We start from the raw sequence: 20,358 nt of genomic DNA on the forward strand, positions 1-20,358 counted from the left end.
AGGCACTCCAATGGGTCCGGGCGGCACGGGACGAAGCGTTGGCCCAGTGTATTTGGATGGCCCGACACGCGCGGCATAGGCCCAAATCCCTGCGCACGGGCCGCGTAGTGGCCGCTAGCGTCGACCGCATGACACTTGATCCCCAAGACAGAGCCGCCATCGCCGCCCACGTCCGCGAGGAGGGCCGCGGCATCGTCGCGACGGTCACTCCCGACGGCGAGCCGGAGGCGGCGCTCGTGGGCATCACGGCGCTCGACGACGGGACTCTGATCTTCAACGTGGTCCCCTGGGCGCGCAAGCTCGCCAACATCGAGGCGAACGGACGGGCCGCGGTGGTCGTGGGCACGACAGCTCGCGTCTCAGTCCAGTTCGAGGGCGCCGCGACTATCACGGAGGGTGACGAGGCCGAGCACTTCGCCGCCGAGTTCGAGCGCCTCATGCCCGGATCCAAGTCGCGATACGAGGGCTACGAGGTGGTGGTGGTGCGCCCCGAGTGGCTGCGCGTGTACGACGTCTCGCACCGCCCGCCGCTGGTGGTTGAGGCCGCCTGGTAGGGACGAGGACAGGCCCCTCGGGGCGCCGCGGTACGAATCGCGCCATTGACGACCGATTCCGCCCAAAACCGGTACAGATCAAGCCATCGCGGCAGGGTGGGGTGGGGTGGGGCGGAGGCCTGGGGCGTAATGACTAGACGGCGTACGCGCGACTGAGCAATGTCGCCGCGCACGCCCACAGGGAGAGCGCGAGCAACACGGCCAGGCCGACGTTCGTCACCCCACCGGAAGCCGTTCCCGGGGAACGCCAGGACCGCAGTCCCACGCTCATACCGCGTACCGCGGCGAGAAACGTCAGTCCGTAGATCGCAGGGTGCACGTAGGAATATGCGTGGCTGTTCCCACCCAGGTTCCAGTACACCGTGTCGTGGTAGACGGTGAAGACGTACAGCCCCCACGCGGCGGCTCCCAGGCACGCTGTCGCCAACGCGACTCGTAGCCGCGCACCCGCGCGGGACAGGTTCACCGCTCTCACGCATCATCTCTAGCACCTCGGCGGGGTCACCGCCCATCGAGCGGGCCGCGCGCTCCCGCCCCACGCGTCATGCACGAACATGCTCGTCCCGAACCATGAACTGGTCGAAGTCAGCGGGGCCGATCTAGGGCACAACCACTGAACCGGATGCCAGCTCCCGATGGGCTCGAATTTCCACGGAACTGTGTGGGGCTTGGTAACTGCCACATGTGGGGGCGGGGCGGCAATTCCTCCCGAGGGGCGGTCAGGGTTGATTCCCTCGAAAGGGTTTCCCGCCCCGCAGGGTGCTGCGGTGCGAAAGTCGGCGCTGGCGACCACTCACGGGGACCCCTTGCATCCCAGTCGGCGCTCATGCCCACTCACGGATCGGGACTGCATCCTGCGTGACCGTCACGCCCACTCATGGGGTGAACCCAATCTGGCAACCCGGTTTGGCGCCAGTCCACCCCATGCGGCTGTGCGCTGTGGGACGCCATTCGCCGCAGTTCTCTCGCCGCGTAGGTGCAGTTGGGCTACTCGGAGGCGCTGCGAACTACGAGGTACATCGGAAAGAAGATCAGGAACAGTACAGCGCAGCCCCCAAGCCAGGTCTCCGGCGTCGCGATGTGCCACGGGCCGATGGAGGCCTCAACCTCACGGCGTGTGTTGGCGCGTGCACGTGCGTCTCGATAGACCCAGACGTCTGCCGCGACGACCAGAAACAACGGCGCCAGCCCAATCAGCACGACGGGATCCATGTCTCTCACCTTCAAAGCGGCAGATTTTGTCCACAAGAATACGCGCGCTCACGCACCCATCACTCTGATGGATGAGAGGCGGTCTCACCGAGTCCCGCACTCGTCCGTTGCTCTGCCTCGTGTGATTATTTGCTGACTAGAGAACAGGACCTCTCGGTCGAGTCCTCGATGACGACCACCAGGGAAGCGCACGCAGGTGTGGTGACGAGTTCGCGGTTTGGTGGCGATGCAGCCCCTTTGCCCGGGGTATGACACAAACGAGCAACCCGGCTTGTCGTTAATCCACCAGGTGCCGCGGTTCACGCCGGTACGCCATTGGACCTTCCACGGGTCGCGCACGGTTGCAGTCTGCGGCGCAACGTTTGGGCTTGGTTACGTGGGGAGATCCGCTCGGTGAGCAAGGGCCAAGCGCCAGACGGCGACGGCCCACATGGGCAACGATCCCGCTGCCGCCAAGGCCAGTGCGGCGCCAGTGCTGACGGGAGTCGTCTGGAAAAGACCCGGCACGACGGCGCTCAAGAGAGCACTCAAAAGCGCCACAGACGACACCGTCCGGTATCGAGACAGTAAATCATTCGCGAGCTGGTACACCACCACCTGACCGGCGCCAAGTATCGCGAGCGTCGCGAATTTGTGCGAAAAGGTCGTCGACGTCGTACACCAAATGATCGACATCGCTCCCACCGCAGCCAGTACAGCCGCGCCCACACCATTGGCGTATGGGGAGTATTTCAAGTCCCTCGAACCGGTGTGCCCGGCCGAGACCGAATTTGACATGTTCCCGTGACCCCCCGTCAATCAATGCTGTTTGGCAGCATGCAACTAGAGCGAACCTACGCGCACCGCTTTGACCGCACAACCAAAGTGACCCGGGTCGTGGGTCTGTTCAATGCCACAAGGCGTAGGGACCTACGAAACGGCAATCATTGTCGCGGCGCAGGTCTGCGAAGCCAGGCGCGGTGAGTCCGAGCTCACGTCCGCCACACTTATCTCAGGGAATGTGCGCGACCCCGTCGAACAGAAGTCCAAGTTCTAGGGGAGGGGACTTGACCTGTCGATGTCTTTGGTCGGCGCTGGTGACCACTCACGGGGACCCCTTGCATCCCAGTCGGCGCTCATGCCCACTCACGGATCGGGACTGCATCTTGCGTGACCGTCACGCCCACTGACAGGGCGAATCCCAGGCGTCAACCCGGCCTACGTGCACCCAGGCCGAGCGCTGTCGCCAAATCCCGCCGCAGCGTCGGCCGATACAAATCAAGCCAGCAGTGGGCGGTTCGGCCCGAAAACCGGTACGAATCAAGCCATCTCGCGAGGGGGCGGGGGACGGGGGAGGGCACGGCGGAAACACCAAGGGCGGGCCCACCGTTTCCGGTAGACCCGCCCTTGGTGGGGGAGACGCCGTACCGGGCGAACCCGGGAAGGGGGACAGCGTCTCTATGAAGCGGATAGAGCTAGATGAGCAGGCCCGTGGTTGAGGAGGCCTTGGCGAAGCGGGCGGACACGTTGGCCCAGTCCACGACGTTCCACCATGCCTTGACGTAGTCGGCCTTCACGTTCTTGTACTGCAGGTAGAACGCGTGCTCCCACATGTCGAGCATCAGCAACGGGATCAGACCAACGGGGACGTTGCCCTGCTGGTCGTACAGCTGCACGATGATGAGCTTCTGGCCGATGGTGTCCCACGCGAGGATGGACCAGCCGGATCCCATGACGGTCATGGCGTTGTGCGTGAAGTGCGCCATGAACTTCTCGAAGGAGCCGAAGTTCTGGTCGATCGCGGTGGCGAGGGTGCCGGTGGGGCGGTCGCCGCCGTCCGGCGACATGTTGGTCCAGAAGATCGAGTGGTTGGTGTGCCCACCGAGGTTGAACGCGAGGGCCTTCTCAAGGCCGCCGATCGCGGCAAAATTGTTGGTGTCTCGCGCGTCGGCCATCTTCTCGAGCGCGGTGTTGGCACCTGCCACGTAGGCGGCGTGGTGCTTGGAATGGTGCAACTCCATGATCTCGCCCGAGATGTGCGGTGCGAGTGCTGAGTAGTCGTAAGCGAGGTCGGGCAGTGTGTAGTCGGCCATTCTTCCTCCAATACGGCCCCGGGTCTGCCGAGGCTCTCGTTGTGGCGCGTACCAGGAGGTACACATCGGTCCTACAGGGTCAACGCGTATAGGCCCGTCACCATTCCATTGTCGCGCAAACCACGCGCGCCGCTGGGCGGATGAGAACTAAACGTGGGACGAGGCGGCGTCGTAAGGCTCGGCGTTCTTCTTGGCCTCAATTTCCGTGGCGTGGTGCTCTTGAGCCTCGGCGAGCTCCGCAGGAGTGACGGGCTCGACGCGGTCCTCGAAGTAGAAGCGAGACAAGGCGGCCGTGAACCGTCGCCAGCGCAGTCCCTTGCGGCGCACGCCGTGTTCGTTGGCTTCCGGGCCGATCTCGTGGGGCTTGAGGTTCGCGTATGACACGAGCACCCAGCGTTCCTGCTCCGAAATCGGCTCGTGAACCTCGATGTACTCGCCGGACTTGAAGCGGACGATGCGCCCGGTCTCTTCGCCATGGAGTACCAGTTCGCGGTCCTTGCGCTGCAGGCCCATGGCGATGCGTTTGGTGATCATGAAAGCGGCAACGGGCAGCGCGAACACCAGGAAGCGGAACATGATGGTGAGGTCATTGATCGACAAACTGAACAATTTGGCGACGATGTCGTTGGAGCCCTCCAGCACCAGCACCACATAGAACGTGATGATGGCGACGCCGAGTCCCGTGCGTACGGGGGCGTTGCGTGGGCGGTCGAGCACGTGCCTCTCACCGCGGTCGCCGGTAGCCCATTTCTCGATCCACGGGTAGAGCGCCAGGAAACCGAAGAAGAGGCCGGGCATCACGACGGCAGGGATGAGGATGTTGAGCGAAAGCGTGTAGCCGCCGAGCACGACCTCGAACATGCCGGGCATGATTCTGAGGCCGCCGTCGATGAAGAGCATGTACCAGTCCGGCTGGGTGCCCGCGGAGACGGGGGAGGGGTCGTACGGCCCGTAGTTCCACACGGGGTTGATCTGGAAAGCGGCCCCGAGGAGGGCAATCGAGCCAAACACCACGAAGAAGAAGCCCCCGGCCTTGGCCGTATAGACGGGGAACAGGGGCAGCCCGACGACGTTCTTGTCGGTGCGCCCACCGCCCGGGTACTGCGTGTGCTTTTGCATGAACACCAAGAACAGGTGCAGGGCGACGAGCGCCAGGATGATCCCCGGAATCAGCAGGATGTGCGCGGTGAACATCCTGGGAATGAGCACATCGCCAGGGAACTGACCACCAAAGAGCCCATACGAGATGTACCGACCGATGATGGGGATCGAGAGGATGACGCCGTCGATGATGCGCAGGCCGTTGCCTGACAGCACGTCGTCAGGGAGCGAGTAGCCCGTGAAGCCTGCAGCCAGCGACATGATCATGAGCGTGAAGCCCACGAGCCAGTTGATCTCACGCGGCTTGCGGAACGCTCCGGTGAAGAAGATGCGCGCCATGTGCGTCACGATCGCCGCGGTGAAGATCAGGGCCGCCCAGTGGTGGATCTGCCTCATGAGCAGGCCGCCCGGCACGTCAAACGACATGTGGATCGTCGATTCGAAGGCCTTGGACATCTCGGTGCCTTGCAACTGTGCCAGTCCGCCGCTGTACTTCACCTGATCCATCGACGGCACAAAGAACGCCGTGAGGATCACGCCGGAGAGCAACAGGACGATGAACGAATACAGAGCAATCTCGCCCAGCATGAACGACCAATGGTCGGGAAAAATCTTGCGCGCCATGAACTTGGTGAAACTACCGATGGACGTACGCTCGTCCACAAAATTGGCGGTATCTCCCGCCGCGCGCGTGAGCCGGCTTGTCGAGGGCACTGTCGAAACGGTGCCAGTTGACGCGGTGCCAGATGACGGAGTGGTCACTTGAGGCGCCCCCAGAAACTCGGTCCGATAGGTTCGTTGAAGTCGTCCTTGGCCACGATGTAGCCCTCGGCGTCCACCATGATGGGCAACTGTGGCAACGGCCGCTTCGCAGGGCCAAAGATGACCTTGGCGCCGTTGGCTACGTCAAAGGTGGACTGGTGGCACGGGCACAGCAGGTGGTGAGTTTGCTGCTCGTACAGCGCCACGGGGCAGCCGACGTGGGTGCAGACCTTGGAATACGCGATGATGCCGTCGAACGACCAATCCTCGCGGCCGGGTTGGACGTTCAGCACGCGGGGGTCCATGCGGATGAGCAGGACGATCGCCTTGGCCTTCTCCTCGAGCATGCCGTGCTTGAGGTCGTTGAGGCCGTCGGGGATGACGTGGAAGACGGAACCAATCGTGACGTCGGCCGCCTTAATGGGCGTGCCGTCGGGATCCTTGGTGAGCCTCATGCCCTTGCGCCACATCGTGTACTTGAACTGCGAGACCTTCCAGTCGCCGCCCAGGTTGCCGACGGCGGGCACGAGCAACGACAGCGGTGCGATCAGCAGAGCCGTAATGAGGGAGCCCTTGAGGAGGCCTCGTCGGCCTACGCCAACGCCCGAATCCTTGGCGCCGTCCTTGAGCATCTGGATTGCGGTGGCGCGGGCCTCATCGGAGGACCTTAGAGGGTGGCGCTCCTCGACCATGTCGTGGTCGCGCATGAGGGTCTTGGCCCAGTGGATTGCCCCCGTGCCGATGCCAAACATTGCGAGCGCGACGCCGACGCCCATGAGCATGGTGGTGCGCTGCACCGCACCGGGATCGTCGCCGCCCACCCTGCCGGTCGAATAGGCCCAGATGGCCAGGACGGTACCGACGACCGAGATGCCAAACATCACGACGGCTTGGATTTCCGCCTTACGCGCGGCCTTGGGGTCCTTATCGGCGCGACGCAGACGGTGGTCGGCGGGAATACCTGGGTCGACAAACTCTCCGTCGACAATGCCTTCGTCGTGGGTGGTCCCTGCAGTGCTTCCGTTGTTGGTGCTCATGAAGAACGGACTCCAATCCACACGGTGAACGCGACGATGAGGCCCATTCCGAGCAGCCAGGCCCACAGACCCTCGGCCACGGGCCCAATCGACCCGAAACTCAGTCCGCCCGGTGCACCGTTGCGCTGCTGCTCAAGGTAAGAGATGATGTCGCGCTTGTCCGTGGGGGTCATGTTCGCGTTGTTGAACACCGGCATCGACTGCGGGCCAACCAGCATGGCCTCGTAGATGTGGGTCGGGGTGGTCTTCATGAGCGACGGTGCGTACTTTCCCTGGCTAAGTGCGCCGCCGCCGCCGACGGAGCCGTGGCACATGGCGCAGTTGGTCCTGAACAGTTGCATGCCGTGGGCCGGATTGCCGAGGGCCGGGTCAACCGCCTGCGCGTCGGGAACCGACGGGCCGGGGCCGAGCGAGGCGACGTAGGCCGCGAGCTGGTGAATTTGAGTCTCGTTGAACTGCACCTTCTTGGCGATCGCCTGAGGCCCCGAGGCCTGCATCGGCATGCGGCCGGTACCCACCTGGAAGTCGACCGCTGCGGCGCCCACACCGACGAGCGAGGGCGCGACGCCGTCCTGACCCTGGGCACTCAACCCGTGGCACGTCGCGCAGTTGGCCGCGAATAGCTTGTTGCCTTCGGAAACGTCGTTGGTGGACGCGGCAGCGGCCGCGTTCGCGGGTTGGGCCTGGATGAACGATGCCGCCGTGGTGATTCCGGCGAGCAACACAAAGAGGAGCACCAAGGGTGCCGCGCGGTGGTAGCGGGTGAGGCTCAGGCGTCGCATAATTCCCCCTATTTCAGACCGTAGATGATGAGGAAGAGCGCAATCCACACCACGTCAACGAAGTGCCAGTAGTAGGAGACGACGATGGCCGTGGTGGCCTCGACCGGGCCGAACTTCTTGGCCGCGAAGGAGCGGCCAAGGACGAACAACATCGCGATGAGTCCGCCAATCACGTGGAGTCCGTGGAAGCCGGTGGTGAGGTAGAACACGGATCCGTAAGGCGATGACGAGATCGTCAGGCCCTCGTGAACCAGTCCCGCGTATTCGAACACCTGACCGGTGATGAACAAGGAGCCCATGATGTACGTGAGGATGAACCACTCATGCATGCCCCAGCCGCGCAGGTTCCACAGCGGGCCCGTGCGTCGGCGCTGGTAGCGCTCCGCCGCAAGCACGCCCGCCTGTGCGGTAAACGAGGAGGCGACAAGCACGCACGTGTTCAGAAGCGCCAGGGGAACTTTGAGCAGGGGCGTATACGTTGCCCATTCGGCAGACGCTTCACCGCGCAAGGTGAAGTACATCGCGAAAAGACCTGCGAAGAACATGAGTTCGGAGCTGAGCCAGACTATGGTCCCAACCGCTACTTGATTGGGGCGCGTAGCGTGGATTGGGGATGGCATCGCCGCTGGTGCGTGGGACATGCCCCTTATTATGCCTGTCATTTGCCGTATCGCGTGCACCCACAGGCATCTTTCGCCTGCGGTCGCATGGAGGCTAGGCTCTCGCCGCTCAGGTCGTGTCAGAATGGGGCCATGAACGACATCGTGAGCCAACACATAGAGTCCACCGCCTCCGAGCATTCGGACAAGGTTGCCGTGCACCCGATTCGCATCCTTCTTTACAGCGATGATGTGAACACGCGCGAAAAGGTGCGCATGGCGGTGGGCCCCCGCAGCGCAGGTCGCCCCATTGAATGGGTGGAGACTGCGACGCACGAGGGCACCGTGATGCAGGCCGACACCGAAGACTTTGACCTCATGGTCCTCGATGGCGAGGCGGCGAAGTCGGGCGGAATGGGTCTGGCGCGGCAGTTCAAGCACGAACTCTTCGCGTGCCCGCCAATTGTGGTTCTCGTGGGCCGCATGGGCGACGCCTGGCTCGCAACCTGGTCCGAGGCGGAAGCGGCCGTGGCGCATCCCCTCGATCCCTTTGAGGTCAAGGCGGCAGTGGACGCGTTCTTCACCCCTGCTCCTGCTCAGGCCTGACCTTCCCAGACTGTCCCCCCGCAACTGACGAACACCGAAGGCGAACTCATGGCAACGTGGCCAGACATCCTCATGCGACTCTCCTTCGACGAGGATCTCGCGGCGTCCGACACTGCGTGGATGCTCAACGAGGTGTTTGAGGGTCGAGCGACGGACGCCCAGCTGGGCGCGTTTCTCATGGGAATGCAGACCAAGGGCGCGACAGCCCCTGAGGTCGCCGGAATGGTGGAGACGATGCTGGAGCACGCGGCGCGCATCGAGATTCCCGGCCGCACAGTCGACATCGTGGGTACGGGCGGCGACAAGGCCAACACCGTCAACATCTCGACGATGGCGTCACTCGTCATCGCGGGCACCGGTCTTCGGGTCGTGAAGCACGGCAGCAGGGCGTCCACGTCGACCACCGGATCGTCAGACGTGCTCGCCGCGCTCGGCATCAACCTCGATCTGGGGCCTCAGCGCGTTGCCGAAATTCTCGACGAGGTCGGTATCACCTTCTGCTTTGCCCCCACCTTTCACCCCGCGATGCGCTTCGCCGGCCCGGTGCGCAAGGAGCTGGGGATTCCCACCATCTTCAACGTCTTGGGACCGCTCACCAACCCCGCGCAGCCAGCAGTCAGCGCGATCGGCGCGTCGTCCGCGGAACTAGCCCCCGTTATGGCTGAGGTGCTTGCAATGCGTGGACGCGACGCGATCGTGTTCCGCAACGACGATGGGCTCGACGAACTCGCCGCGACCTCGACCACCACGGTATGGGAGGTACGCGGAGGCGTGGTCGAGCGGAGCACCATCGACGCCGTCGCCGATCTTGGACTCCGCCCGATCCCCGTTTCCGCGTTGACGGGAGGCGAGTCCGACGAGAACGCCGCCGTGGCGCGGTCGGTCCTCGCCGGCGACAGCGGACCCGTGCGCGAGACAGTCATCGCGAACGCAGCGATCGCCCTCGCGGCCGATGGAACTCTCCCAGGTACGTCGGAGGGAACGCTGGTTGACCGACTGCGGTCCGGAATGCGGGCGGCCGCCCACGCGATCGATTCTGGCGCCGCCGATGCGACCTTGCAGCGGTGGGCGAAGGCCACTCAGTCGTAGCCCGCCGTCGCGGGAAATCGCGACGGACGCCCCCGCAGGCGACCGTGCCGGGCGCCCTAGTGGGAGAACGTGACGATAGTGTCGCGATCGCTCTTGGGCGCGGTCACCCAGCGCGAATGCCTGCCAGCGCCCCTGAGGGGGCTGGACCACTCGCCGTCGACGAACACGAGGCGAGTGCCCTCGGCCTCGAGCCACTGCGCGATCATTTCGCGCTCCTCGACGAGAGTCGTCGTCGAGGCCTCGGCGGAAGCGTCGGCCCAGTCTTCGCGCAGGCGCGCACACACCGCCCACACTCCCTCGCTGACGCGCGCCGAGCCGGTGAGGACCCCGTTCACCACCGACACCACGTCGAAGGCGTGGCCGGAACGCCTCGCGGCCACCAGCCTCACTCCGGCGAGCGAACGCAGGCGCTGTGACCGCGACATCCCATCGATGATGGCGGAGACACCATCGCGCAACTCTGCGGCCCTCTCGTATTCGAACTTGTCGGCGTGCTGGGTGATCGCGGCTTCCATCACGTCGACGATGGGCGAAGGGTCGTTGCTGAGGGCGTCGCGAGCGGTTGCCACGGCATCGTCGTACCCTTCGGAACCACCGGCGACACAGGGCGCGGCGCACTGGCCAAGGTCCTTGAGGAGGCACGCCCTGGCGGCCGCCCGCGGCACGATCGTGAGTCGCGTGGTGCATGTACGCACCCCGAGCGTCCTCTCGATCACCTCAATCGCCGAGCGCGTATTCGACGAGCCGCGCATCGGGCCGACGAGGGCATCGGTGCCGTCGCTCGTGCGGGTGACCCTCAGCCGCGGATAGCGCTCGTCGGTCAAGGCGAGGAACGGCGTGCGCTCCGGCCGAACCGACCGCCTGTTGTACCGCGGCCGGTACTGATCGATCATGCGCACCTCGACGATGCGCGCCTCGATGTCGGTGGCGCACACATGGGCGTCGACCGCGACGGCGAGTTCGAGCATCTCCCTGATCTGCCTGCGCTGCTCGCCCCTGGTGAAGTACGTCTTGACGCGCGACCTGATGTTTTTGGATGTCCCCACGTACAAGTGCTCGCCCTGGGGTCCCCTAAACACGTATACGCCTGGCTGTGAGGGCAGCCGATCGGCCATGGGGGCCTTCATGCGCAACTTCTCCGGCACAGGGTTGCGCAGCGCGTCGAGGTCTTCCCTGTGGGTGATGCCAAACCGCGCGAGGCGCTCGAGCATGCCGTGGAGCACCTCCGAGGTGGCCCGGGCGTCCTCCAACGCCCTGTGATTGGGGGCGACTCTCGTGCCAAAGACGCGAGCGAGAGTGGCCAGCTTCTTGTTCGGCGCCTCTTCCTTGGTCGTCGCCCTGCGCGCGAGAGTGACCGTGTCAACCACCTCATTTCCCGGCCACGGGTAGCCGTTCGCCCTGCACGCCGCCTTGAGGAAACCGACGTCAAAGGGAGCGTTGTGTGCCACCAGGACGGCATCGCCGAGGAACTCGAGGAAGGCGGGCAACACCTGTTCGATGCGCGGCGCGGCGACGAGCATGGCGTCGGTGATTCCCGTGAGCGCCACGATGAAGGGCGGAATGGGGCCGCCGGGATCCACGAGAGTCTGAAATTCGCCGATGACCTCCCCACCGCGAGTCTTCACCGCGCCAATCTCCGTGATGGCCGACGACGCGGGGGAGCCGCCCGTCGTCTCAAGGTCCACCACCACAAAGGTGGTGGCGCGCAACGGCTCGCCGATCTCGTCGAGCCCCATCTGGAGGCCTTGGAGTTGGCCCGCGAGGTCGGGGAAGGGGGCGGTCATACGGCCGACGTTACGTCACCCATCCGACATGCGGCGGCTCGCCGGGAGGGCGTGTCAGGGGTGGGTCCTAGCGTTGGAGCCATGATGATCGATTGTGATTCGTGCACAGTGCGTGGCCCCGCGTGCGGGGACTGCGTCGTCTCGTTCCTCACCATCGAGCGCAGGCCAGGCGCGTTCGAGGTGGACAGGGACCAAGCCGCGGCCATGGCCGCGATGGCGGGTGGGGGTCTGGTGCCCCCACTCCGACTCGTGCGCTCCGACGAACGGGCGTCGTGACTTCCAGAACTTAGTCGCCCGAAACTCAGTGGCCCGAAACTCAGTCGCGCGTGCCCTGGTCGCGCGTGTCCTCCGCGTACAGGGCCTCGATCGCGTCGCTGTAGTCCTTGAGCACCGTCGCGCGCTTGACCTTGAGGGATGGCGTCAGATAGCCATTTTCGACCGTGAAGTCGTTCGGCAGGACGTCGTACTTGCGAATGGACTCCGCTCGGGAAACGGCCTTGTTGGCGCGCGCGACCGCCTTGTCGAGGTGGTCGCGGACGAAGGTGTGCTGAACCGCCTCCGCAATCGTCATCTCGGGCAATCCCTTGCCGTGCAACCAGCCGGGGAGTGCATCGGCGTCGATCGTGATGAGAGCGCCGATGAACGGCTTGCCGTCTCCCACGACCACGCACTGAGAAACGAGGGGATAGCCGCGCAGGCGGTCCTCGAGCACCGCGGGAGCGACGTTCTTGCCGCCCGCGGTCACGATGATCTCCTTCTTGCGGCCCGTGATGGTGAGGTATCCGTCGGCGTCTTGTGTCCCGATGTCGCCGCTGTGGAACCACCCGTCGACGATCGCAGCTGCGGTCGCCTCGGGATTGTGGTGGTAGCCCTCGAATAACTGGTCGCCGCGAAGCAGAATCTCGCCATCGTCGGCGATCTTGACCTCGATGCCTGGGATACGCGTACCTACGGTGCCGATGCGCGGGGCATCCTGGGGATTGAGGTGTGACGCGGCGTTCGTTTCCGTGAGCCCGTAGCCCTCGAGCACCGTCAGCCCGAGCCCGCGGTAGAAGTGACCGAGCCTGGGCCCAAGCGGTGCTGAGCCGGACACGGCCCACCGTGCCCTGCCGCCGAGGACGGCCACGATCTTGGCCAGTACCAGGCGATATGCTATTGCGTGGCGGATGCGCAGCGCCGCGGTGGGCCCCGCTGATGTGTCGAGGGCCTCGGAGTACTCGATGGCCTGCTTGGCGGCCCACCGGAAGATCTTGACCTTGCCCCCCGCGGCCGCGCGCTGCTCGGCGGCGTTGTATATCTTCTCGAAGACTCGCGGCACTGCCAGCACGAGCGTCGGCTTGAAGGTGCCGATGTACGGCACAAGTTTCTTCGGATCGGGGCAGAAGCCGATGACGGTTCCCGACGCGGCGAGGAGCACCTCGACGAGCCGCGCGAGGGAGTGGGCGAGGGTGAGAAACAGCACCGTCGACGCGCCCTCCTCAAAGAGGACGCCAGGCACGATCGCTTGAAGGCCCGCGATGTGGCTGATGAAATTCTTGTGCGTCAGGCGTACGCCCTTGGGCCTGCCCGTCGTCCCCGACGTGTAGATGATCGTCGCCAGGTCCCCGGGACCCGGTCGTTCGGTGCGCGTGGCCAACTCCGTGTCGCTGACCCGCGCCCCATCGGCGACGAGTGCGGGAATCGCGCCCTTGTCGATGACCTCGATCGCCAGCAGGGGCGATTCGGAGTCGGAGGCGACCTTTCTGGCCATCGCCGCGTGCGCGTCGGTCTCGACAAATAGGGTGCGCACGGCCGCGTCGGACGTAATCCAGTCGATTTGGGAGGGCGACGAGGTGTCGTAGATCGGCACCGGAATCGCGCCCGCGGACCAGATGGCGAAATCGAGGACAGTCCACTCGTAGCGAGTGCGGCACATGATGCCTACCGACTCTCCGGGAGCGATTCCCCTCGCGATGAGTCCCTTGGCGACTGCGGCGACGTGAGCGGCAGCTTCGGCGCCCGTGACGGAGATCCATTCGTCGTCGCCGTCGGTGTAGCGCATGACCACTTTGTTCGCGTGGAGGCGCCAAGAGTCCGTCACGAGCGCCATGATGTTGCGCGCCTCAGAATCTACGACCATGACTGACTCCATTGGCAAGGCGAGAGGTTTCGCTCACGATACCCTCGACGGAGACGTTTTCAAGCATTTTCGAAGGGGTAGCAGTGGACGCCGTTGGAGTCGACATAGGGGGCACGAAAATCGCGGTGGGAGTGGTCGACCCTGCAGGGCGCATCCTCGCGAAGGTTCGCCGTCCCACTCAGCCGAAGGACCCGGCGAGTATCGATGCTGCCATCGCCGATGCGATCGCCGAGCTTTCGCGCACCTACAACATCAAGGCCGTGGGGGTCGCCGCTGCAGGTTTCGCGAGTTCCGACCGTAACCACATGACGTTTGCTCCCAACATTGCTTGGCGCGATTACCCCTTGGGCGACAACATCCGCGCGCTAATCGGCAAGGACGACGTCACTGTGGTTGTCGAAAACGACGCCAACGCCGCTGGTTGGGCCGAGTTCGCGCACGGCGCAGGCAAGGGCACCAACACGATGGTCATGCTCACGATCGGCACGGGACTCGGCGCCGCGATCGTCGTCAACGGCGAGCTCGTGCGCGGCGCATACGGATTCGCGGCCGAGCTTGGTCACATATGCCTCGTCCCCGGCGGCTTGCCTTGTGGTTGCGGACAGCGCGGATGCTGGGAGCAATACGCGTCGGGATCCGCGCTCACGCGCGAGGCCCGCCGAGCGGCAGCCGACCGTACCGTGCGGGCCGCGAGGCTCTTGGAGAAGGCTGGGGGCGACCCCGCCGCAATCAAGGGCCCGCACGTCACCCAGGCGGCGGTGGAGGGCGACGAGCTCGCGATCGAGCTTCTGCGTGACCTTGGAACCGCCATCGGCGAGGGCTGCGCGTCGATAGCTGCCGTTTTGGACCCTGAGGTGTTTGTCATTGGGGGAGGCGTGATCGCCGCTGGTGATCTTATGCTGGGACCGGCGAGGGAAGCGTTTGCCAAGCACCTGACCGCGAGTGGTCACAGGCCTCTGTCTCCGATTCTCGCGGCTGATATGGCCAACGATGCCGGGATCGTGGGGGCGGCCGCGCTCGCACGGGAGGCAGTCCCGCTCGAATTTTGAACTCCCTCCCTAGATTGAGGATGTGAGGACCGATGTACTACCAGCTCTTTAAGCACGTGTTGCTTGGCCCTGGGCTCAAGGTGTATTACCACCCATGGTCAGAGGGCCTCGAAAACGTGCCCAAAGATGGCGCAGCCATTCTCGCGTCGAACCACCTTTCGTTCTCCGACTCGATCTTCTTGCCGCTCGTGCTAAAGCGCAAAGTGGTGTTCCTTGGCAAGGCCGAGTACTTCACCGGCAAGGGGGTCAAGGGTGCCGCAACGCGCGCATTCATGGAGGGCGTCGGCACCATCCCCGTGCACCGTGGTGGAGGGCGCTCATCCGAGGCCGCGCTGCGCACGGGAATGCAGGTTCTCGACGCGGGCGAACTCCTTGGCATCTACCCCGAGGGCACGAGGAGTCAGGATGGTCGGCTCTATCGCGGAAAGACGGGGGTCGCACGGTTGGCGATCGAGGCGGGCGTACCCGTGTTGCCCGTCGCGATGATGGGCACCGATGTGGCGCAACCGGTGGGTCAGAAGGTTCCCTCGCGGGTCGAGATCGGGGTGCGCATCGGCGAGCCCATCGACATCGACGCCTATCGGGGTCGCCAAGATGACCGTGAGGCGTTGCGCGAACTCACCGACAAGGTCATGTCTGCTATCCAGAAGCTCTCTGGCCAGGAATACGTCGACAGGGACTCGGCGCAGTACAAGCGTGCCCTCGCCGTTGCCGAACGCGACGCGCGGGCGAAGGGCGACGCTTAGCCCTACTGCGGGACCAGCGTCGCGCCGGTCTGACTGCCGCTCACCCCTAGAATGAGCGGGAAACTCCTCATCCGAAAGGCTTCTCGCATGTCCGTTCGTCGTGTTGCGCTCCTCACCGCAGGTGGCTTTGCCCCTTGCCTCTCTTCGGCCGTTGGCGGCCTGATTAGCCGCTACTCCGAGATCGCGCCCGAGATCGAGATCATCGCGTATGAGCACGGCTACTGGGGACTGTTGCAGGGCAAGAAGATCGTGATCTCCGACGTCGTGCGTGAGAAGGCGGCGGTGCTGCACGACTTCGGCGGCTCGCCCATCGGCAACTCGCGAGTGAAGCTCACGAACGCGGCCGACTGCGTCAAGCGCGGCCTCGTTAAGGAGGGTCAGAACCCCCTTCAGGTCGCCGCGGACCAGCTCAAGGCCGACGGCGTCGATGTGCTCCACACGATCGGAGGCGACGACACGAACATCACGGCGGCCGACCTCGCCGCGTACCTGCACGAAAACAACTACGACCTCACCGTCGTTGGCCTTCCCAAGACGATCGACAACGATGTGGTGCCGATCAAGCAGTCGCTCGGCGCCTGGTCGGCGGCCGAGCAGGCCTCGGTCTTCGCCCAGAACGTGATTGGCGAGCACCGCTCGGGACCGCGCATGCTCATCGTTCACGAGGTCATGGGCCGCTCGTGCGGTTGGCTGACGGCGGCCGCGGCGATGAAGTACCGCGAGTGGCTGAACACGCAGGAATTCCTGCCCGAGATCGGCCTCTCGAAGGGCCGCTGGGACATTCACGCCGTGTACATCCCCGAGACCAGCATCGACCTTGACGCCGAGGCCGAGCGCCTCAAGGCGATCATGGACGCGCAAGGCAACGTCAACATCTTCCTGTCCGAGGGTGCGGGCGTGCCCGAGATCATCAAGGAGATCGAAGAGGCCGGTGGCGAAGTGGCACGCGACCCCTTCGGTCACGTGCGCCTCGACTCCATCAACCCTGGTAACTGGTTCGCCAAGCAGTTCGCCCGTCGGCTGGGAGCCGAGAAGGTCATGGTCCAGAAGTCGGGCTACTTCTCCCGTTCCGCCAAGGCAAACGAGCAGGATCTGCGCCTCATCCAGTCGATGGTCGATCTGGCGGTCGAGTGCGCCCTGCGCGGCGAGGCTGGCGTCATTGGCCACGACGAGGAGGACGGCGACCGCCTCAAGGCGATCGCGTTCCCGCGGATCGCTGGCCACAAGCCCTTCGACACGACCACCGAGTGGTACACCGAGCTCCTGGAAGATATCGGGCAGTCATGACGACCGGCGACGAGGCACTTGCCGCCGCAGGCGTCGACGCATACCTCGCGTGTGAATCCAGGCAGCAGCCAAACTGGCCGGATGGCGAGGCCCTCGCGAGTGCGGTCGCCAAGCTAAAGCAGGTCCCGCCGCTCGTGTTTGCGGGAGAGGCCGACGTGTTGCGCGGCCATCTTGCGGCCGCCGGCAGGGGAGAGGCCTTCGTCCTGCAGGGTGGCGATTGCGCGGAGATCTTCTCCGAGGCGACCGCCGACCGGATCAGGAACAAGATCAAGACGATCCTGCAGATGGCGGTAGTGCTTACCTACGGTGCCTCGACTCCGATCGTCAAGATCGGCCGCATGGCGGGCCAGTACGCCAAGCCGAGGTCATCTGACCTGGAAACGCGCGACGGGGTGACCTTGCCCGCCTACCGCGGGGACATCGTCAACTCGTCCGCGTTCACCGAGGAATCCAGGATCCCAAATCCGCAGCGACTCGTCGACGCGTATCACGTCTCCGCGTCGACCCTGAATCTCATCAGGGCGTTTACGACCGGCGGTTTTGCCGACCTGCGTCGTGTTCACCAGTGGAACAGGGGCTTCGCGGCCAACCCCGCGTACGCCGCCTACGACCAGGTCGCAGGCGAGATCGACCGGGCGGTCCGCTTCATGTCTGCGGCGGGCGGCGACTTTGAGGCGCTCAAGACCGTGGAGTTCTTCTCGAGCCACGAGGCGCTCTTGCTCGATTACGAGCGTGCCCTCACGCGCATCGACTCACGCAGCGGCTTGCCGTACGACTGCTCCGGCCACTTCCTGTGGGTTGGCGAGCGCACGCGACAGATGGACGGCGCCCATGTCGCATTTATGTCGAAGATTCACAACCCGATCGGCGTGAAGTTGGGCCCGGCCTCGACGGCAGCCGACGCTGTCGCTCTCGCCGAGCGGCTCAACCCCAACAACATTCCTGGGCGCCTCACGTTCGTGGCGCGCATGGGTGCCGACAAGGTGCGCAACGTGCTTCCCGGACTTGTCGAGGGAGTGCGCGACGCGGGCGTGTTCGTGACCTGGCTTTCGGACCCGATGCACGGGAACACCTTCACATCGGAGTCCGGGTACAAAACGCGCCACTTCGACACGATCCTGGACGAGGTCAAGGGTTTCTTTGACGTGCACCACGATCTGGGCACCGTGCCGGGAGGCATCCACGTCGAGCTCACAGGCGACGATGTCACTGAGGTCATGGGTGGCACGGCCGAGATCGACGATGAGGGCCTTGCGAAGCGATACGAGACCAAGGTGGACCCGCGTCTCAATCACGAACAGTCGCTCGAGTTGGCGTTCCTCGTTTCGGAACTCCTGTCGCAGCGCGAGCATCCCTCCCTTCACGACCTCGACGAGGCCTAAGAAACGACGGGCCTGCGTTGAGCGACCTCACGGAGCGAGTTTTGCGGTATATCGCTCATTTGTAGGGCCGCGAGGACGATCAGGCAGGCATGACTCCCGCACGGTCAGGCATCGCTCGCACGTCCGCCTTAGGTGACGATATGGGCGATGTCACAAGCGCGAGCCAACCCTCGAAGAGGGGGCGTGGTTCGCGGCTTCAGGCTCGACGGAATCAGTGGGCCATCGCGGGCATCGTGGCGGTGTTGATCTCGGTGAGTTTCTTTGTCGTGTGGTCTCCCCAAGCGACCGCGGAGGCCGCAGCCAGGGCCGCCAACTCGAGCGCGGTCTCGGATGACTTCGCCCAGGCGGCGGCGGCGGTCGCGGCGGAGGAGTCTCTGGGACGTAAGTATCGCCTGGAGCCGGGCCCCGACGTGCGTGCTCGCTACGAATCGGCCGCGGCGGATGCCTTGGTCGCCTTGAGGCAGGGCCGAGCCGATGGTGGCAAGGCGGAAGCGGAACTGGTAGACCAGGTCCTCGTGCTGCATCGGAGTTACCTCGATTCCATCGATCGGATGTTCGCTGCGGTCGACCGCGGCGACGCCGCGGACGTGCTGCGGATCGATGCCGAGGAGGTGGACCCCTCGTTTGAGGTGATCCAGCGGCTGGTGGCAAATGAGGCGGTAGCCGAGCACGCGGTGGCGGTCGCAAGTCTCGACAATTTGCAACGGTTGGAGGGGCTGCACCGGAAGCTGATTCCGGGTGTCTTCTTGCTCGGGCTCGTGTTGGTCGCCCTGCTCGCATCGGTCACCCGGGGTTACCGGACGCTGCTGGATTCCGAGCGGGCAGGCGCCTTGTACGACTCGCTGCACGACGCGCTCACTGGTCTGCCGAACCGGACGCTCTTGACCGACCGTTTGTACCGGGCGCTCGAAGAGGGTTTGCATGCCGGTTCGACGACGGGGCTGCTGCTGATCGATCTGGACCGCTTCAAGGAGGTCAACGACACGTTTGGGCACCACTACGGAGACGAGCTACTTGCAAAGATCGGCCCACGTTTGCGGGCGCACGTGCGGCAGGGTGACACGATCGCTCGGCTTGGGGGGGACGAGTTTGCGGTCCTGTTGCCCGGCGTTGGCGACCGCGCCACAGCCGTCGTCATCGCCGACGCCCTCCAGCACGCCCTGGAGGTGCCGTTCCAGGTCGCGGGCGTCGATCTGGACGTGGAGGCCAGCATCGGCATCGTCCTGTCCGGGGAGCACGGCGACGACACCACCACCTTGCTGCAGCGCGTCGACATCGCGATGTACGTGGCCAAGGCCGAGCACCTGGGTGTTTTCGTGTACGACCCCGACGCCGACAGCCATTCGCCGGGCAAACTCGCGCTCCTCGGTGAGTTGCGGCGCGCCATCGAGAACGACGAGCTCCTGTTGCACTTCCAGCCTCAGGTCAGCATCGACACCGGTGAGGTGACCGGCGCCGAGGCGCTTGTCCGCTGGCAACACCCCACCCGCGGCCTCGTTTACCCCGACGACTTCGTGCCGCTCGCCGAGCGCACGGGACTGATAGGACCGCTCACCGGCTTTGTGCTCAACGCGGCGGTCATCCAGGCCAAGGCGTGGTCCGACGCGGGGCAACCACTGCCGGTTGCGGTCAACCTGTCCGTTCGCAACCTTTCGGACGAGGACTTGCCCCGCCAGGTTGCGGCGCTTCTCAAGGCTCACCAACTGCCGGCCTCGCTCCTCAAACTCGAGGTCACCGAGTCCGCCATCATGTTCGACCCCGTCGGCGCAGCCCGCGTGCTACGTCAACTGGCCGATCTCGGGGTGGAAATTTCGATCGACGACTTCGGTGCCGGCTATACGAGCCTCGGCCAACTCAAGAGTTTGCCGGTCACCGAGTTCAAGATCGACAAGTCCTTCGTGATGAACATGAACCAAGACGCCAGCGACGCATTGATCGTGCACAGTGTGGTCGACCTGGGACACCACCTTGGGCTGACCATCGTCGCCGAGGGCGTGGAGAACCCGGCCGCCTTGGAGCAACTTGCCGCCTACGGGTGTGACAACGCTCAGGGGTATTACCTCTGCAGGCCCGTTCCCGTCGATGCCTTCGACGACTGGCGCTCCGACTACGTCGAGGGAATTCGCCTCGGTGCTGTACCGTCTACCGAACTCGAGACGACGGCGAACCGGGCTTAG

At 64.7% G+C, this 20,358-nt stretch carries 19 protein-coding genes; 9 read left to right on the forward strand and 10 right to left on the reverse strand.

Translation table 11 applies throughout. The features are described 5' to 3' along the window. The first annotated feature begins 128 nt into the window (after nucleotides 1-128). Nucleotides 129-554 (forward strand): pyridoxamine 5'-phosphate oxidase family protein, encoded by a 426-nt coding sequence (locus BKA03_RS06620; protein ID WP_062075020.1) that lies wholly within the window; start codon nucleotides 129-131, stop codon nucleotides 552-554. 133 nt (nucleotides 555-687) lie between these two features. Here the strand turns inward: BKA03_RS06620 and BKA03_RS06625 are convergent, their stop codons facing one another. The 8 genes from BKA03_RS06625 to ctaE form a co-directional block, all read right to left on the reverse strand. Beyond that, nucleotides 688-1,029: a hypothetical protein gene (locus tag BKA03_RS06625; RefSeq protein WP_152649528.1), complete on the reverse strand. Its 342-nt coding sequence runs from the start codon at nucleotides 1,027-1,029 to the stop codon at nucleotides 688-690. Nucleotides 1,030-1,541: 512 nt separating this feature from the next. After that, nucleotides 1,542-1,766, reverse strand: a complete 225-nt coding sequence (locus BKA03_RS06630) for a hypothetical protein (protein ID WP_062075022.1) — start codon at nucleotides 1,764-1,766, stop codon at nucleotides 1,542-1,544. Nucleotides 1,767-2,138: 372 nt separating this feature from the next. Then, the gene (locus BKA03_RS06635) at nucleotides 2,139-2,543 is read right to left on the reverse strand and encodes a hypothetical protein (RefSeq protein ID WP_062075023.1); all 405 of its coding nucleotides are present in this window, start codon (nucleotides 2,541-2,543) and stop codon (nucleotides 2,139-2,141) included. Nucleotides 2,544-3,220: 677 nt separating this feature from the next. Then, nucleotides 3,221-3,838 (reverse strand): superoxide dismutase, encoded by a 618-nt coding sequence (locus BKA03_RS15830; RefSeq protein ID WP_062075024.1) that lies wholly within the window; start codon nucleotides 3,836-3,838, stop codon nucleotides 3,221-3,223. Nucleotides 3,839-3,985: 147 nt separating this feature from the next. Continuing rightward, entirely contained in the window at nucleotides 3,986-5,653 is a 1,668-nt protein-coding gene (gene qcrB, locus BKA03_RS06645) for a cytochrome bc1 complex cytochrome b subunit (RefSeq protein ID WP_062075107.1), read from the reverse strand. A 44-nt stretch (nucleotides 5,654-5,697) separates the two neighbouring features. Then, nucleotides 5,698-6,738 carry a cytochrome bc1 complex Rieske iron-sulfur subunit gene (gene qcrA / locus BKA03_RS06650; protein WP_062075025.1) on the reverse strand — a complete coding sequence of 347 codons (1,041 nt, stop codon included), beginning with the start codon at nucleotides 6,736-6,738 and terminating at the stop codon, nucleotides 5,698-5,700. After that, on the reverse strand, nucleotides 6,735-7,520 hold the full coding sequence (qcrC, locus tag BKA03_RS06655; RefSeq protein WP_062075026.1) for a cytochrome bc1 complex diheme cytochrome c subunit: 786 nt from the start codon (nucleotides 7,518-7,520) through the stop codon (nucleotides 6,735-6,737). Before qcrC ends, qcrA begins: the two co-directional genes overlap by 4 nt. Before the next feature lie 8 nt (nucleotides 7,521-7,528). Then, nucleotides 7,529-8,161 carry an aa3-type cytochrome oxidase subunit III gene (gene ctaE / locus BKA03_RS06660; protein WP_083971523.1) on the reverse strand — a complete coding sequence of 211 codons (633 nt, stop codon included), beginning with the start codon at nucleotides 8,159-8,161 and terminating at the stop codon, nucleotides 7,529-7,531. 111 nt (nucleotides 8,162-8,272) lie between these two features. On the opposite strand from ctaE, the gene BKA03_RS06665 reads away from it, so the two are divergent. After that, the gene (locus BKA03_RS06665; protein WP_218855992.1) at nucleotides 8,273-8,725 is read left to right on the forward strand and encodes a hypothetical protein; all 453 of its coding nucleotides are present in this window, start codon (nucleotides 8,273-8,275) and stop codon (nucleotides 8,723-8,725) included. Nucleotides 8,726-8,773: 48 nt separating this feature from the next. Then, nucleotides 8,774-9,814: an anthranilate phosphoribosyltransferase gene (gene trpD, locus BKA03_RS06670; RefSeq protein ID WP_062075027.1), complete on the forward strand. Its 1,041-nt coding sequence runs from the start codon at nucleotides 8,774-8,776 to the stop codon at nucleotides 9,812-9,814. Nucleotides 9,815-9,870: 56 nt separating this feature from the next. On the opposite strand, the gene BKA03_RS06675 is transcribed toward trpD, so the two are convergent. After that, complete coding sequence (locus BKA03_RS06675) at nucleotides 9,871-11,598, reverse strand: DEDD exonuclease domain-containing protein (RefSeq protein WP_062075028.1); 1,728 nt, start codon at nucleotides 11,596-11,598, stop codon at nucleotides 9,871-9,873. A gap of 81 nt (nucleotides 11,599-11,679) precedes the next feature. On the opposite strand from BKA03_RS06675, the gene BKA03_RS06680 reads away from it, so the two are divergent. Next, nucleotides 11,680-11,874, forward strand: a complete 195-nt coding sequence (locus tag BKA03_RS06680) for a hypothetical protein (protein WP_062075029.1) — start codon at nucleotides 11,680-11,682, stop codon at nucleotides 11,872-11,874. A gap of 40 nt (nucleotides 11,875-11,914) precedes the next feature. Here BKA03_RS06680 and BKA03_RS06685 read toward each other — a convergent pair whose 3' ends face one another. Then, nucleotides 11,915-13,717, reverse strand: a complete 1,803-nt coding sequence (locus BKA03_RS06685; protein ID WP_238579409.1) for an AMP-dependent synthetase/ligase — start codon at nucleotides 13,715-13,717, stop codon at nucleotides 11,915-11,917. An 83-nt stretch (nucleotides 13,718-13,800) separates the two neighbouring features. Here BKA03_RS06685 and BKA03_RS06690 point away from each other — a divergent pair, with 83 nt between their 5' ends. The 5 genes from BKA03_RS06690 (at nucleotide 13,801) to BKA03_RS06710 (ending at nucleotide 20,358) form a co-directional block, all read left to right on the forward strand. Beyond that, a complete protein-coding gene (locus BKA03_RS06690; protein WP_062075031.1) occupies nucleotides 13,801-14,766 on the forward strand; it encodes an ROK family glucokinase in 966 nt (321 codons plus the stop codon). Nucleotides 14,767-14,798: 32 nt separating this feature from the next. Then, on the forward strand, nucleotides 14,799-15,512 hold the full coding sequence (locus BKA03_RS06695) for a lysophospholipid acyltransferase family protein (RefSeq protein ID WP_062075032.1): 714 nt from the start codon (nucleotides 14,799-14,801) through the stop codon (nucleotides 15,510-15,512). A gap of 87 nt (nucleotides 15,513-15,599) precedes the next feature. Beyond that, nucleotides 15,600-16,799: a pyrophosphate--fructose-6-phosphate 1-phosphotransferase gene (locus tag BKA03_RS06700; protein WP_062075033.1), complete on the forward strand. Its 1,200-nt coding sequence runs from the start codon at nucleotides 15,600-15,602 to the stop codon at nucleotides 16,797-16,799. After that, nucleotides 16,796-18,181 carry a class II 3-deoxy-7-phosphoheptulonate synthase gene (locus BKA03_RS06705; protein WP_062075034.1) on the forward strand — a complete coding sequence of 462 codons (1,386 nt, stop codon included), beginning with the start codon at nucleotides 16,796-16,798 and terminating at the stop codon, nucleotides 18,179-18,181. The genes BKA03_RS06700 and BKA03_RS06705 overlap by 4 nt, the downstream gene beginning before the upstream one ends. Nucleotides 18,182-18,321: 140 nt before the next feature. Then, nucleotides 18,322-20,358, forward strand: a complete 2,037-nt coding sequence (locus BKA03_RS06710; RefSeq protein ID WP_062075035.1) for a putative bifunctional diguanylate cyclase/phosphodiesterase — start codon at nucleotides 18,322-18,324, stop codon at nucleotides 20,356-20,358.

The sequence above is a fragment of the Demequina lutea genome (genome assembly GCF_013409005.1).
GTDB lineage: Bacteria > Actinomycetota > Actinomycetes > Actinomycetales > Demequinaceae > Demequina > Demequina lutea.